The 12,721-nt window shown below is 71.9% G+C and carries 14 protein-coding genes; 3 read left to right on the forward strand and 11 right to left on the reverse strand.

Translation table 11 applies throughout. The features are described from left to right. Positions 1–89: 89 nt before the first annotated feature. From rnc to ABZ934_RS05880, 8 genes are all read right to left on the reverse strand, one after another. Positions 90–947, reverse strand: coding sequence for a ribonuclease III (gene rnc / locus ABZ934_RS05845; RefSeq protein WP_361308961.1), 858 nt, complete (start codon positions 945–947; stop codon positions 90–92). Positions 948–966: 19 nt separating this feature from the next. Continuing rightward, a complete protein-coding gene (gene rpmF, locus ABZ934_RS05850) occupies positions 967–1,140 on the reverse strand; it encodes a 50S ribosomal protein L32 (protein ID WP_003965982.1) in 174 nt (57 codons plus the stop codon). A gap of 2 nt (positions 1,141–1,142) precedes the next feature. Next, a complete protein-coding gene (locus ABZ934_RS05855) occupies positions 1,143–1,793 on the reverse strand; it encodes a DUF177 domain-containing protein (RefSeq protein WP_361310236.1) in 651 nt (216 codons plus the stop codon). A gap of 144 nt (positions 1,794–1,937) precedes the next feature. After that, the gene (locus ABZ934_RS05860) at positions 1,938–2,987 is read right to left on the reverse strand and encodes a cell division initiation protein (RefSeq protein WP_361308963.1); all 1,050 of its coding nucleotides are present in this window, start codon (positions 2,985–2,987) and stop codon (positions 1,938–1,940) included. 103 nt (positions 2,988–3,090) lie between these two features. Beyond that, positions 3,091–3,570, reverse strand: a complete 480-nt coding sequence (coaD, locus tag ABZ934_RS05865; RefSeq protein ID WP_190186917.1) for a pantetheine-phosphate adenylyltransferase — start codon at positions 3,568–3,570, stop codon at positions 3,091–3,093. Positions 3,571–3,599: 29 nt separating this feature from the next. Then, positions 3,600–4,178: a 16S rRNA (guanine(966)-N(2))-methyltransferase RsmD gene (rsmD, locus tag ABZ934_RS05870; RefSeq protein WP_361308965.1), complete on the reverse strand. Its 579-nt coding sequence runs from the start codon at positions 4,176–4,178 to the stop codon at positions 3,600–3,602. A gap of 60 nt (positions 4,179–4,238) precedes the next feature. Further along, positions 4,239–6,452: an ATP-dependent DNA helicase RecG gene (recG, locus tag ABZ934_RS05875; protein WP_361308967.1), complete on the reverse strand. Its 2,214-nt coding sequence runs from the start codon at positions 6,450–6,452 to the stop codon at positions 4,239–4,241. Positions 6,453–6,468: 16 nt separating this feature from the next. After that, the gene (locus ABZ934_RS05880; RefSeq protein ID WP_361308969.1) at positions 6,469–8,115 is read right to left on the reverse strand and encodes a DAK2 domain-containing protein; all 1,647 of its coding nucleotides are present in this window, start codon (positions 8,113–8,115) and stop codon (positions 6,469–6,471) included. Positions 8,116–8,345: 230 nt separating this feature from the next. Here ABZ934_RS05880 and rpmB point away from each other — a divergent pair, with 230 nt between their 5' ends. Further along, entirely contained in the window at positions 8,346–8,531 is a 186-nt protein-coding gene (gene rpmB, locus ABZ934_RS05885; protein ID WP_007266795.1) for a 50S ribosomal protein L28, read from the forward strand. A 157-nt stretch (positions 8,532–8,688) separates the two neighbouring features. On the opposite strand, the gene thiD is transcribed toward rpmB, so the two are convergent. Further along, positions 8,689–9,489: a bifunctional hydroxymethylpyrimidine kinase/phosphomethylpyrimidine kinase gene (gene thiD / locus ABZ934_RS05890; protein WP_361308972.1), complete on the reverse strand. Its 801-nt coding sequence runs from the start codon at positions 9,487–9,489 to the stop codon at positions 8,689–8,691. Beyond that, positions 9,486–10,469, reverse strand: coding sequence for a thiamine-phosphate kinase (locus tag ABZ934_RS05895; RefSeq protein ID WP_361308975.1), 984 nt, complete (start codon positions 10,467–10,469; stop codon positions 9,486–9,488). The genes thiD and ABZ934_RS05895 overlap by 4 nt, the downstream gene beginning before the upstream one ends. A gap of 245 nt (positions 10,470–10,714) precedes the next feature. Here ABZ934_RS05895 and ABZ934_RS05900 point away from each other — a divergent pair, with 245 nt between their 5' ends. Together ABZ934_RS05900 and ABZ934_RS05905 are read left to right on the forward strand one after the other, a co-directional pair. Further along, positions 10,715–10,948, forward strand: a complete 234-nt coding sequence (locus tag ABZ934_RS05900) for an Lrp/AsnC ligand binding domain-containing protein (RefSeq protein WP_136213327.1) — start codon at positions 10,715–10,717, stop codon at positions 10,946–10,948. Between the two features lie 22 nt (positions 10,949–10,970). Then, the gene (locus ABZ934_RS05905; RefSeq protein ID WP_361310239.1) at positions 10,971–11,471 is read left to right on the forward strand and encodes a DUF3515 domain-containing protein; all 501 of its coding nucleotides are present in this window, start codon (positions 10,971–10,973) and stop codon (positions 11,469–11,471) included. 90 nt (positions 11,472–11,561) lie between these two features. Here ABZ934_RS05905 and ABZ934_RS05910 read toward each other — a convergent pair whose 3' ends face one another. Next, positions 11,562–12,716, reverse strand: coding sequence for a D-alanine--D-alanine ligase family protein (locus tag ABZ934_RS05910; RefSeq protein WP_361308976.1), 1,155 nt, complete (start codon positions 12,714–12,716; stop codon positions 11,562–11,564). Positions 12,717–12,721: the final 5 nt, after the last annotated feature.

Consider the following 12,721-nt stretch of genomic DNA (forward strand, 5'->3'; position numbering starts at 1 on the left):
GGTCCGCCGGGTCGCCGTCCGAGGCCTGGCGCAGCAGAACGCCCGCCCCTGCCAGGCAGGGGCGGGCGGTGCTGATCCGGAAGGAAGCGTCAGGCGCTCGGCGCCGGACCGGCGGGCGTCGGCGCCCCGCCGTCCACGGCCTCGGCGTCGGGCTCGGCCGAGGCCGGGACCACCGCCGGTGCGGCTGCGGCCGCGGCTGCCGCCGCGATCCGCTCGTCCGCCGCGGCACGGATACCGCGCCACGCGGATTCCGCCGCCTGCTGTTCCGCTTCCTTCTTGCTGCGGCCGGTGCCGGTGCCGTACGAGACACCACCGACGCGAGCGGCAGCTGTGAAGGTCTTCTCGTGGTCCGGTCCGGTCTCGGTGACCAGGTATTCCGGTACACCAAGACCTTCGGCCGCCGTGAGCTCCTGGAGACTGGTCTTCCAGTCCAGGCCGGCCCCGAGGTTGGAGGACTTCTCGATGAGCGGGTCGAAGAGCCGGTGAACCAGCTCCGAGGCCGCGTCGAGACCCTTGTCGAGGTAGACCGCGCCGATCACCGCTTCAAGGGTGTCGGCGAGGATGGATGCCTTGTCCCGGCCACCCGTGCCCTCTTCGCCCCGGCCGAGCCGGATGAAGGAGCCGAGGTCGAGGCCGCGCCCGACCTCCGCCAGTGCGCGCGAGTTGACCACCGCGGCCCGCAGTTTGGCCAGCTGGCCTTCGGGCAGGTCGGGGTGGGTCGTGTACAGCGTGTCCGTGACCACCAGGCCGAGCACGGAGTCCCCGAGGAACTCCAGGCGCTCGTTGGTGGGCAGACCGCCGTTCTCGTACGCGTACGAGCGGTGGGTCAGCGCACGCACCAGAAGGGCGGACTCGAGTTGGTACCCGAGCCGCCCTTCCAGAAGCACGTGGGACGAGGCCGCGTTGTTACTGTCTGCCTGCTTCTCAGCGTTGGACAGCTCAGACATTGCGCCTCTCACCAGCCGCTCAGACCTCGAGGACCTGGCGCTTGTTGTAGGTGCCGCAGCTCGGGCACGCAATGTGCTGGAGCTTCGGCTCCTGGCAACGCTCGCACGAAACCAGGGTGGGGACCGCAGCCTTCCACTGCGACCGGCGGTGGCGCGTGTTGCTGCGCGACATCTTCCGCTTCGGAACAGCCACGGCTACTTCTCCTGCTTCTCGGCGGCGCTCTGAACTCCGTCAGATGCAGTGCCGCTCATGTTGTCCTTCTCGTCGTCCTGATCGGTCACGACGAGTTCCTGCAGTGCCGCCCAACGGATGTCGACGGCGTCATGGTGGTGGTCCGGGTCCTCGTTCAGATTGAGCCCGCATTCGGGGCACAGTCCGAGACAGTCCTCCCGGCACACCGGCTGCAGCGGCAGTGCGAGCACCACCACGTCACGCAGCACGGGTTCGAGGTCGAACAAGCCGTCCTCAAGGTGGAGCGTGTCCTCGTCGTCCTCGGCGTCGTCGGCCGGCTCCGCCTTGGAGCGGCTCCGGTCGTCGGCGTCAGGGTACGAGAACATCTCCTGGAAGTCCGCCTTGAGCTCGCGCTCGACGGACTCCAGACACCTTACGCACTCCCCCACGGCCCGGCCACGAGCGGTGCCTGTGACGAGCACCCCTTCCATGACCGACTCCATACGGAGGCTGAGCTTCAGCGGGGCGCCTTCCGGCACTCCGATGACGTCGGCGAGACCGAGGTCCGCCGGCGCCGCGACCTCGCGGGACAGCCGCTGCATGGCACCAGGACGCCGACCCAGCTCGTGCGTGTCGAACACGAGGGGGTTGCGGTGGTCGAGGTGCGTGCTCAGGGTCGTTCCCGCTTTCACAGATCGCTGAAGATCGAACTCGCTGCGCTCAAAAGGCTGAGCCGCTCAAGGGCAGCATGGATCGCGGTGCATACGCGCGACCGAACAGCCAGGATACCCGGCGCCGCGCCCAGCGCCCAATCCGGCCTAGCGTCCCTCACCGTACTGCCGCAGCTGGTCCAGGTTGATCATGCTCGTGTCGAAGAAGCTGGTCTCGTCGAGCGCGGGCTGCTGGGGCGCCTGGGGCTGGTGGTAGGCCGCGTAGGGGTCCGGCTGCTGCTGGTAGGGCATGCCGTACGGGTCCGGCTGCCCGACCTGCGGCTGGTAGCCGTACGGGTCCTGGTAGCCGGGGTACGGGTCGTGCTGCGGCTCTTGCTGCGCCTGCGGCTGCTGCCCGTACCCGTACGCGTCGTAGACCGGTTCCTGTCGGGCCTGGGCGGGGACGGGCACCGGGACAGCCGCGGGCGCGGGTTCGGCGAGGGCCGCCAGGAAGTCCGCGTCGCTCGCGGAGCGGGACTGCGCGGGGCCCGCAGCGTCCTGGGCGGCCATGTGCGCGCCGAGGTCGTCCGTGGGCACCCGGCCCAGCAGCTTCTGGCGGCCCCGGCCGACGGCCTCCAGGGTCTTGGAGAGCACCGCCTCGAAGGTCGCCAGCTTGGTGTCCACGTACGCGTCCGCCTGCTCGCGTTGGGTCTGCGGGTCTCCGCTGCGCTCGGGGGCGTCCGTTTCGGGGTACCCGTGCTCGTCCAGTCCCGGACCGCGCCCCAGCAGCTTCTCGCGGCCCCGGTCCACGGAGCCGATCGTCTTGCTGAGCACGACCTCGAAGTTCGCGAGCTTGCTGTCGACGTAGTCGTCCGCCTCGGCCCGGATCTCCTCGGCCTCCCGGCGGGCCTCCGCCAGGATCCGGTCGGCTTCCGCCTGCGCGCGCCGGGCGATCTCGGTGTCGGAGACCAGGGAACCCCGCTGGGCGTGCGCGGACTCGATGATGCGGTCCGCCTCCCGGCGGGCCTCCTCGACCATCTGGTCCCGACCGCCGATGAGCTCCTGTGCCTGCGCGAGCGATCCGGGGAGCGCCTTGCGGAGCTCTTCCAGTTCGGAGAGCAGCTCCGCGCGGTTGATCACGCAGGAGGCCGACATGGGCATGGACCGGGCGCCGCTGACGGCCGCGACGATCTCGTCGAGCTTCTTCTGCACGTCCATGGGGGCTCGCACTCTCTCGGCCTCGGGCGGTTCCCGAGTCGGTCGGGACGACTTTAAGGCCGCTGGGCCGACGCGCGGGACCGGCCGGGGAAAGGCGGGACGGTCAGCGTTCGGCGAGCCGGGCGAGGAGGGCCGCGTGGACGTGTGCGGGCAGCAGGTGGGCGACGTCACCGCCCCAGGCCGCGACCTCCTTGACCAGGGAGGACGACAGGAAGCTGTAGGTGGGGTTGGTCGGCACGAACAGCGTTTCGACGCCTGACAGCCCCATGTTCATCTGGGCCATCTGGAGTTCGTAGTCGAAGTCGCTGACGGCGCGCAGGCCCTTGACGATGGCCGGGATGTCCCGCTGCTTGCAGAAGTCGACGAGCAGCCCGTGGAAGGACTCGACCTGGACGTTCCCGTAGTCGGCCGTCGCCTCGCGGATCAGCTCGATCCGCTCCTCCACGGTGAACAGTCCCTTCTTGGACTGGTTGATCATCACGGCGACATGGACGACGTCGTAGAGCCGGGAGGCCCGGCCGATGATGTCGAGGTGTCCGTTGGTGATGGGGTCGAACGACCCGGGACAGACGGCGCGGCGCAAGTGAGGTCCCTCGCTCTCCGGTGCGGGCTTCATGATTCTTCGCTGGTGAAGGCGGCGCGACCGTACCAAAGGGTGCCTTCGCCGTACTTCCGCGACCGGAGCGGCTCGAACCCGTCGGGCCAGGGGAAGGCACCGCTCCTGGTGCTGCGTTCCACGGTGACCAGTGCGTCGTCCGTGAGCCAGCCGTTGGACCGGAGTGTGAGCAGGATCTCCTGAAGATCGTCGTGCCCGACGGCGTACGGCGGGTCGAGGAACACGATGTCGTACGGCTCGCCGTGGGCGGCCGCCGCGACGATCTGCTCCGCCTTCCCGGCCCGGAATTCGGCGCCCGGCAGACCGACCGCCTTGATGTTGTCGCGGATCGCCTTGGCGGCCTTCGCGTCGGGTTCGACGAGCAGCGCGTGGTCCGCGCCGCGCGAGAGCGCCTCCAGGCCGACCGCGCCGGAGCCCGCGTAGAGGTCCAGCACGCGGGATCCCTGTACGCCGTGCAGGGACTCCCAGGTGGAGAAGAGCCCTTCGCGCATCCGGTCCGAGGTCGGGCGGGTGCCGGTGCCGGGCGGCACGGCCAACCGTCGCCCGCCGGCGCTGCCGGCGATCACGCGGGTCATCTGGGTCCTTCGCTGTGGGGAGGGCGGGTGTGCGGGGGCTCCAACGATATGTCGTACCGGTCAGCCCTTCTCCAGGTACTGCTCGCGCTCGGTGTCCAGCAGGGCGTCGAGGGCGTCCCGCAGGCCCGGCAGCGCGGTCAGTTCGGGGTCTTCCGCGACCACGCGGCCGGCTTCCTCGCGGGCCTCGGCGATGACCTCCTCGTCGTCGATGACGGCGAGCATCCGCAGCGAGGAGCGCACGCCCGACTGGGCCTGGCCGAGGACATCGCCCTCACGGCGCTGCTCCAGGTCGATCCGGGACAGCTCGAAGCCGTCGAGGGTGGCGGCGACGGCGGCGAGCCGGGCGCGGGCGGGGCTCGCCTCGTGCATCTCGCTGACGAGCAGACACAGTCCGGGTGCGGAGCCCCGGCCGACACGACCGCGCAGTTGGTGGAGCTGGGAGACGCCGAACCGGTCGGCGTCCATGATCACCATCGCGGTGGAGTTCGGGACGTTCACTCCGACCTCGATGACGGTGGTGGCGACGAGGACCTTGACCTCGCCCGCCGCGAAGCGGCGCATCACGTCGTCCTTGTCGGCGGGGTCCATCCGGCCGTGCAGCACTTCGACCGACAGCCCGGCCAGCGGCCCCTCGACCAGTTGCCCGGCGATCTCCAGGACGGCCAGCGGGGGCCGCTTCTCGCTCTCGTCCTCGGCGGACTTCTTCTTCGGATCATCCTCGCCATCACCGATGCGCGGGCAGACCACATACGCCTGGTGGCCGTTCTCGACCTCCTCGCGGACCCGCTCCCAGGCCCGGGCCAGGAAGTGCGGTTTGTCCTTGGCGGGGACCACGTGCGTGGCGATCGGGGAACGTCCGGCGGGCAACTGGTCGAGGACGGAGGTCTCCAGGTCGCCGAAGACGGTCATGGCGACCGTGCGCGGGATCGGGGTGGCGGTCATGACCAGCAGGTGGGGCGGTTGCTTGCCCTTGGACCGCAGCGCGTCGCGCTGTTCGACGCCGAAGCGGTGCTGTTCGTCGACCACGACCAGGCCCAGGTCGTGGAAGCGGACCTTGTCCTCGATCAGGGCGTGCGTGCCGATGACGATGCCGGCCTCGCCCGTGACGAGGTCGAGCAGCGCCTGGCGTCGCGCGGGCATCCCCATGGAACCGGTGAGCAGGACGACCTTGGTTCCCCGGTCGGAACCGCCGAGCATCCCGCCCTCGGCGAGCTCGCCCATCATCTCGGTGACGGAGCGGTGGTGCTGTTGGGCGAGCACCTCGGTGGGCGCGAGCATCGCCGCCTGTCCGCCGCAGTCCACGACGGCGAGCATGGCCCGCAGCGCGACCAGCGTCTTGCCGGAGCCCACCTCGCCCTGGAGGAGACGGTGCATGGGGTGGTCGGTGGCGAGGTCGTCGAAGATCTCCTTCGAGACGGTCTGCTGACCCTCGGTGAGGGTGAAGGGCAGCTTGGCGTCGAAGGCGTCGAGCAGGCCGCCCGGGGCGGGGCGGCGGGGGACGGCGGGGAGCTGGGAGTCGGCGTGCCGGCGGCGGGCGAGGGCGACTTGGAGGACGAACGCCTCGTCCCACTTCAGGCGCCGGCGGGCGTCCTCGATGTCGGCCTTGGTGCGCGGCCGGTGGATTTTCAGCAGCGCTTCGGGGAGCGGGATCAGGCCCCGCCCCTCGCGCAGCGCGGGAGGGAGCGGGTCCAGGGTCTCGCGGACACCGGGCAGGATCGCGTCCACGCACTTGGCGATCTTCCAGGACTCCAGTTGCTTGCAGGCCGGGTAGATCGGGATGAGTTGGTTGGCGAAGGCGGCCGCCACGGCCTCGCCGCCGTCCTCCGCGTCCTTGCCGAGCGGCTCGTAGGCGGGGTGGGCGAGCTGGAGCTTGTGGTTGAACCTGGAGACCTTGCCCGCGAACATGGCGCGGCTGCCGGGCAGCAGGTCCTTGTGCGGTTTGTGGACGCCCGAGCCGAAGAAGACCAACTGGAGCCGGCCGCTGCCGTCGGTGATGGTGACTTCGAGGCGCTTCCCGCCGCCGCGGCTGCCCTGGTAGGTGAGGAGTCTGGCGTCGGCGACCTGGGCGACGACCGTCACGTGCTCGTCGAGCTGGTCGGCGAGGTCGGCGAGGGGCGTCAGTTCGCCGCGCTCCGCGTACCGCCGCGGGTAGTGGTGGAGCAGGTCCAGGGCCGTGTGCAGGCCGAGCTGCTCGTCCAGCACCTTGGCGGTGGCGGGGCCGAGCGTCTTCTTGAGGTCTTCGTCGAGCGCGGGCACGTGTTCATTGCACACCATGGCGCCGACAACGCGGTTATTCGACCCCGATGAGCAGCGGCGCCGAGTACCGGCCGCCGCGGTAGGTGACGGTGTCGACGGCCAGGTGCCCCTGCTGGACGTACGCCTCCAGGCGCGCGGCGAGCGCGTCGGGGACCTCCGGTCCGAGGACGAGGGTGACGAGTTCGCCGCCGGAGCCCAGCATCCGCGCCAGGACGGCCTCCGCGGTCTCCGGCAGCCCGGAACCGATGACGGCGATGTCGCCGTCGATGAGGCCGAGGACGTCCCCGGCCTGGCAGATGCCGGCGGAGGTGAAGGACTGCCGTTCGGCGACGGCCAGTTCCCCGTAGCGGGTGGCGCCCGCGGCCGCGGTCATGGCGACGACGTCCTCGTCGAAGGTGGCGTCCGGGTCGTGCACGGCGAGGGCGGCCAGGCCCTGGACCGCCGAGCGGGTGGGTATCACGGCCACCCGGACGCCGTCGCCGCGTGCCGCTTCGGCGGCCTCGGCGGCCGCCGCGCGCCACTCGGTGCCGCCCGGCAGCACGACCACCTCGCGGGCGTGGGCGCGCCGGATCGCGTCGGCCAGTTCGGCGACCGCCGGCGCCTCCCCGGGGCGGGCGAGGACGGTGGTCGCGCCCGCCTCCCCGCACAGGGCGGCCAGCCCCTCGCCGGGGACGACGGCGACCACGGCCCGCTGGGCGCGCTCGCCCCGCGCGCGGCGCCGCTCGTCGCCGAAGTGGGTGATGCGGATGCGGTAGGGACGTCCGGCGACCACTCCGGCCTCCACGGCCGCCCCGGGGTCGTCGACGTGGACGTGGACGTTCCAGAGGCCGTCGCCGCCGACCACCACGAGCGAGTCTCCGAGCCCGTCGAGCCGGGCCCGCAGGGTCGCCACCGCGGCTTCGGACGCCTCCAGCAGGTAGATCACCTCGTACGCGGGGCCGCCCCGGTCCTGCGCGTCGCAGGGCCGTGGCGGCTGCGGTACGGGCACGGCGCGGCCCCGTACCGGCTCCGCGGCGGGCTCCTGGCCCGACAGCGCCTGCCACAGCGCCCCGAGTACGGCGACCAGCCCGCAACCCCCGGCGTCGACCACCCCGGCCCGGCCCAGCGCGGCCAGCTGTCCCGGGGTCTCGGCGAGGGCTGCGCGGGCCCCGTCGTAGGCGGCGCGGGCCACGTCGGCGGCGGTCCCCGCCGCTGCCCCCGCCGCCCGGGCCGCCGCGCCGGCGACGGTGAGCATGGTGCCCTCGACCGGGTGCGCGACGGCCTGGTACGCCTCTTCCGCGGCCCGGGTCAGGGCCTGCGCGAGCATGGGCCCCGGCGACCGATCCCCGGGTTCGGTGCCGAGTACGTCGGCCACGCCGCGCAGCAGTTGCGCGAGGATCGTTCCGGAGTTGCCCCGGGCACCTATGAGCGCGCCGTGCGCGTAGGCCCGTACGGCTTCGGGGAGGGAGGGGGCGGGCGTGTCCCGCGTCACGTCCTCGAAGGCCGCGGCCAGCTCGCGGTCGGCGGACTCGGCGGTGAGGTAGAGGTTGGTGCCGGTGTCGGCGTCGGCGACGGGGTAGACGTTGATGGCGTCGATGTCCTCGCGGGCCCGGTCCAGGGCGGCCAGGGCCAGCGAACTCCAGGTGCGCACCGCTTCGGCGTCGAGCTCGTCGGCGGGCTGCGGCTGCGGCTCGTGCGGCACCGGGCGTTCCTCCTTGTGCGGGCCGGGGTTCACCGCAGGGTAACGAAGGCCGGGCGCCCGGGGCGGGGGCGGCGGGGCCCATGGTAGTTTTCTTGGACGGGCGCAGTCGTTGTATGCTGCTCCGGTTGCCCGATGAAAGTCGGGCCATTTCCCCCGGCAAACCACTTCGGATCTCTGATTCCGGTGCGCCGGATTCACTGTAAGTGCATCTGAAGTCTTTGGAGTGACCTGTGGCTGCCAACTGCGACGTTTGCGCCAAGGGGCCGAGCTTCGGCAACAACATCTCCCACTCGCACCGCCGCACCTCGCGTCGCTGGAACCCGAACATCCAGCGCGTCCGTGCCGTGGTCAATGGGACGCCGAAGCGCCTCAACGCCTGCACCTCGTGCATCAAGGCCGGCAAGGTCTCGCGCTGACGCCTCCCGTCGTCGTAGCGCAGCCCTTTCCGGTTGCCAAGAAGGCCGGTCCACCTCGTGGGCCGGCCTTTTGCCTTTCCCCGCGCCTGCCGGCGCCCCTGGGGGCGGGGCCGGTCGTGTGACCGGCCCCGTCCCCGTTCGCCGTTCCGGGAGGGGTCTACGCCCGCCACCGCCAGGCGTGGTCGACGGGTCCGATGCCGGCGCCGAGCGGGAACCCGGCCGCGATGGCGCCGGTGACGTACTCCTTGGCCGCCGTGACGGCTCCGGGTACGTCCAGTCCCCGCGCGAGGCCCGCCGCGACGGCACTGGCCAGGGTGCATCCGGTGCCGTGGGTGTGCCGGTTGTCGTACCGGGGCGCGCGCAGCCAGTGTTCCTCGGCGCCGTCGGTCAGCAGGTCCACGGCCTCGTCACCGTGCGCCGCCAGGTGGCCGCCCTTGATCAGGGCCCAGCGCGGTCCGAAGCCGAGGACGGCGTCGGCGGCCCGCCGCATGTCGTCCTCGCTCTCGACCACGACGCCGGTGAGCTGCGCCACCTCGTCGAGGTTCGGTGTCGCCACCGTGGCCCGGGGCAGCAGCTCCGCGCGTACGGCGTCCAGCGCGGAGGCGGCCAGCAGCGCGTCGCCGTGTTTGGAGACGCCCACGGGGTCCACGACCGCCGGGGCCGCGGTGCCGGCGAGGAGTTCGGCCACCGTCTCCACCAGGACCGCCGAGGACAGCATCCCGGTCTTGACCGCCTGCACCCCGATGTCGTCCACCACGGCCCGGTACTGGGCGCGGACGGCTTCGGCGGGCAGCTCCCAGACTCCCCGCACGCCGAGCGAGTTCTGGGCGGTCACGGCGGTGACGACGCTCATCCCGTGCACGCCGAGCGCCAGCATCGTCTTGAGGTCGGCCTGGATCCCGGCGCCGCCCCCGGAGTCCGATCCGGCGACGGTCAGGCACAGCGGCGGACGGTTCACCGCGGGGGCTCCTCGTCTGCCGGGTCGGCGCCGAAGTGGTCCCAGCCGCCGCTGCTGGTCCAGGGGGCGCCGTCGACGGTCACCTGGGGCAGCGCGGAGCGGTTCTGCACCTCGCCGATGACCTTCCAGCGCGCGGGCAGCTTCACGTCGGGCGGGAAGGTCGCCACGATCGCGTGGTCCTCGCCGCCGGTGAGCACCCACTGGAGCGGGTCCACGCCGACGGCCTGGCCGATGTCGTACATCTGGCTGGGGATGTCGACGGCCGCCGAGCGCAGGTCGATCCGTACCTTGCTGGCCTCGGCGATGTGGCCGAGGTCGGCGATCAGGCCGTCGCTGACGTCGGTCATGGCGGTGGCGCCGAGTCCGGCGGCGGCGGGACCCGCGTGGTAGGGCGGCTCGGGGCGGCGGTGGGCCTCCACGAAGGCCCGCGGGGAGCGGAACCCGCGCGAGAGCACGGCGAATCCCGCCGCGGACCAGCCCAGCCAGCCGGTGACGGCCACCACGTCGCCGGGGCGGGCGCCGGAGCGCAGCACCGGTTCGTGGTTGCGCAGGTCGCCCAGGGCGGTGATGGCCACGGTGATCGTGTCACCGCGTACGACGTCACCGCCGACGACGGCCGCGCCGGCGACCTGGCACTCGTCGCGGATGCCGTCCATCAGCTCGGTGGGCCAGGTCACCGGCAGTTCGGCCGGTACGACGAGGCCGAGCAGGAGCGCGGTCGGCACCGCGCCCATGGCGGCGATGTCGGCGAGGTTCTGCGCGGCGGCCTTGCGGCCGACGTCGTAGGCCGTGGACCAGTCGCGCCGGAAGTGCCGGCCCTCCAGCAGGATGTCCGTACTCGCCACGACCCGCCGGTCGGGGGCCGAGACCACCGCGGCGTCGTCCCCGGGTCCGAGCCGGACCGCCGGGGTGGTGGTGAGCCGTGAGGTGAGCTCCCGAATGAGCCCGAACTCCCCCAGCTCGCCCACAGTGCCCTTCATCGCTGTGCCCCTTCTTGCCCAGTCCGCTTGCGGTCGCGAGCCGTCACAGCTCTGGGTACCGTCAACAGATACGTCAACTTCTGCTCTCCGTGCGCCCCGCGGTGCGTGGTGCCGGGCTCGCGGGTCTCCCCGCGGCGCTCGGCGACGCGGTACCGTGGCGTCCCTTCGTCCCCGGGCCCACCCGCAATTCCGGGGCCCACCCGAAGGTTAGGGGAAATGATCCTCGTGGCCGCCCTGGAGGTTCCGTGGTACAGGCGTACATCCTCATCCAGACCGAGGTGGGCAAGGCGTCGTTCGTCGCCGAGTCCATCGGCAAGATCCCGGGGGTGATCCAAGCCGAGGACGTGACGGGCCCGTACGACGTGATCGTGCGCGCCCAGGCCGACACGGTCGACGATCTCGGCCGCATGGTGGTGGCCAAGGTCCAGCAGGTGGAGGGGATCACCCGCACCTTGACCTGCCCGGTGGTCCATCTGTAGCCCCGTCTACTCTTGGCCGGTGATGTCTGTCCACCACCGGCCGCTGCGTCTCCTGGCCCTGCCTGCCTGCACCGCCCTGCTGGCCCTCGCGGGCTGCGCTACGGACGGTTCCCGGGCCCGGCTGGACCCACCGCCCACGCCGCCCGCCGAGGTCGCGGGGCTCTGTGCGGCACTGCGCAAGGAGCTCCCGGACACGGTGGCCGGCCTGGAGCGGACCGGCACCACACCCGAGTCGCCGCTGACCGCCGCGTGGGGCGGCTCGGCGATCGTACTGCGGTGCGGTATCCCCAAGCCCCCGAAGATGGCCGATCCGAAGCAGGACGGGGTCGAGGTCAACGGGGTGGGCTGGTTGGTGGAGAAGGTGCCCGACGGCGAGGGCGGCGGTTACCGGTTCACGACCGGGCTGCGGCTGGCGTACACCGAGGTCCGGGTGGACAAGGAGCACGCCACCGACGCGCAGATGCTGGTCGGGCTCTCCGCGGCGGTCGCCAAGACCGTTCCCGAGGGCATCTCCTCCTACTGAGGGGCGCCCGCTCACCGCTCCCCGTTCCCACGAGGACCGCCCGCCGGATGTCCGGCGGGCGGTCCTTTCGTGCGTACGGCCCCGGCGGGCTCAGCGCAGTCCGGTGGACCGGCGCAGCGCCGCCTGGATCAGGAGGTCGACCAGCTCCGGGTATTCGACGCCCGACTCCTGCCACATGCGCGGGTACATGGAGATGGGGGTGAAGCCCGGCATGGTGTTGATCTCGTTGATGACGAAGGTGCCGTCCTCGGTGAGGAAGAAGTCGGCACGCACCAGGCCCTCGCAGGACGCGGCCTCGAACGCCTCGATCGCGAGCCGCTGTACCTCGGCGGTCTGCTCGGGGGTGAGCGGGGCGGGCACGATCCCGGAAGCGGAGTCGATGTACTTCGCCTCGAAGTCGTAGAAGTCGTGGCTGGATACCGGCGGGATCTCGGCCGGGGCGCTCGCGCGGGGCCCGTCCTCGAATTCCAGCACGCCGCACTCGATCTCGCGGCCGCGCAGCAGCGCCTCCACGATGATCTTCGGGTCGTGGCGCCGGGCCTCGACGACGGCTGCGTCCAGGGCGGAGGCGTCGTCGACCTTGGTGATGCCGATGGAGGAGCCGGCCCGGGCTGGCTTGACGAACAGCGGCCAGCCGTGTTCGGCGGCGAAGTCCAGGATCTTCCCGCGGGCGGCGTCCGGGTCTGACCACTCGCGGGGGCGGATGGTCACGTACGGGCCGACGTTCAGCCCGAAGGAGGTGAACACCCGCTTCATGTAGTCCTTGTCCTGGCCGACGGCCGAGGAGAGGACACCGGAACCGACGTACGGGACTCCGGCGAGTTCAAGGAGCCCCTGGAGGGTTCCGTCCTCGCCGTACGGGCCGTGCAGCACGGGGAAGACGACGTCGACCTCGCCCAGGGCCTTGGGGACGGCGCCCGGCTCGGTGTAGACGACCTCGCGGTGGGCGGGGTCGACGGAGAGGACGACGGAGCCCTCCTCGGAGTCGGCGAGCGCGTCGACGTCCGGGAGCTTGCGGTCGGCGATGGCCATCCGGGCGGGCTCGTCGGCGGTCAGCGCCCACCGGCCGTCCGTGGTGATGCCGATGGGCAGCACCTCGTACTTGGAGCGGTCGATGGAGCGCAGCACGGCGCCCGCGGTGACGACCGAGATGCCGTGTTCCGAGCTGCGACCGCCGAACACGACGGCCACGCGGGGCTTGCGGCCCCGCTGCTCAGGGGTCTGGGGAAGGTTCTCGCTGCTCATATCGC

Source organism: Streptomyces sp. NPDC046557 (genome assembly GCF_040645975.1).
Lineage (GTDB): Bacteria > Actinomycetota > Actinomycetes > Streptomycetales > Streptomycetaceae > Streptomyces.

Bases quoted from the DNA above. Each gene is read 5' to 3' on its own strand.
- ABZ934_RS05860 (WP_361308963.1), bottom strand. From the start codon at position 2,987: ATGGACGTGCAGAAGAAGCTCGACGAGATCGTCGCGGCCGTCAGCGGC.
- ABZ934_RS05905 (WP_361310239.1), top strand. From the start codon at position 10,971: ATGTCTGTCCACCACCGGCCGCTGCGTCTCCTGGCCCTGCCTGCCTGC.
- recG (WP_361308967.1), bottom strand. From the start codon at position 6,452: ATGGTGTGCAATGAACACGTGCCCGCGCTCGACGAAGACCTCAAGAAG.
- ABZ934_RS05910 (WP_361308976.1), bottom strand. From the start codon at position 12,716: ATGAGCAGCGAGAACCTTCCCCAGACCCCTGAGCAGCGGGGCCGCAAG.
- rsmD (WP_361308965.1), bottom strand. From the start codon at position 4,178: ATGACCCGCGTGATCGCCGGCAGCGCCGGCGGGCGACGGTTGGCCGTG.
- ABZ934_RS05895 (WP_361308975.1), bottom strand. From the start codon at position 10,469: ATGAAGGGCACTGTGGGCGAGCTGGGGGAGTTCGGGCTCATTCGGGAG.
- rnc (WP_361308961.1), bottom strand. From the start codon at position 947: ATGTCTGAGCTGTCCAACGCTGAGAAGCAGGCAGACAGTAACAACGCG.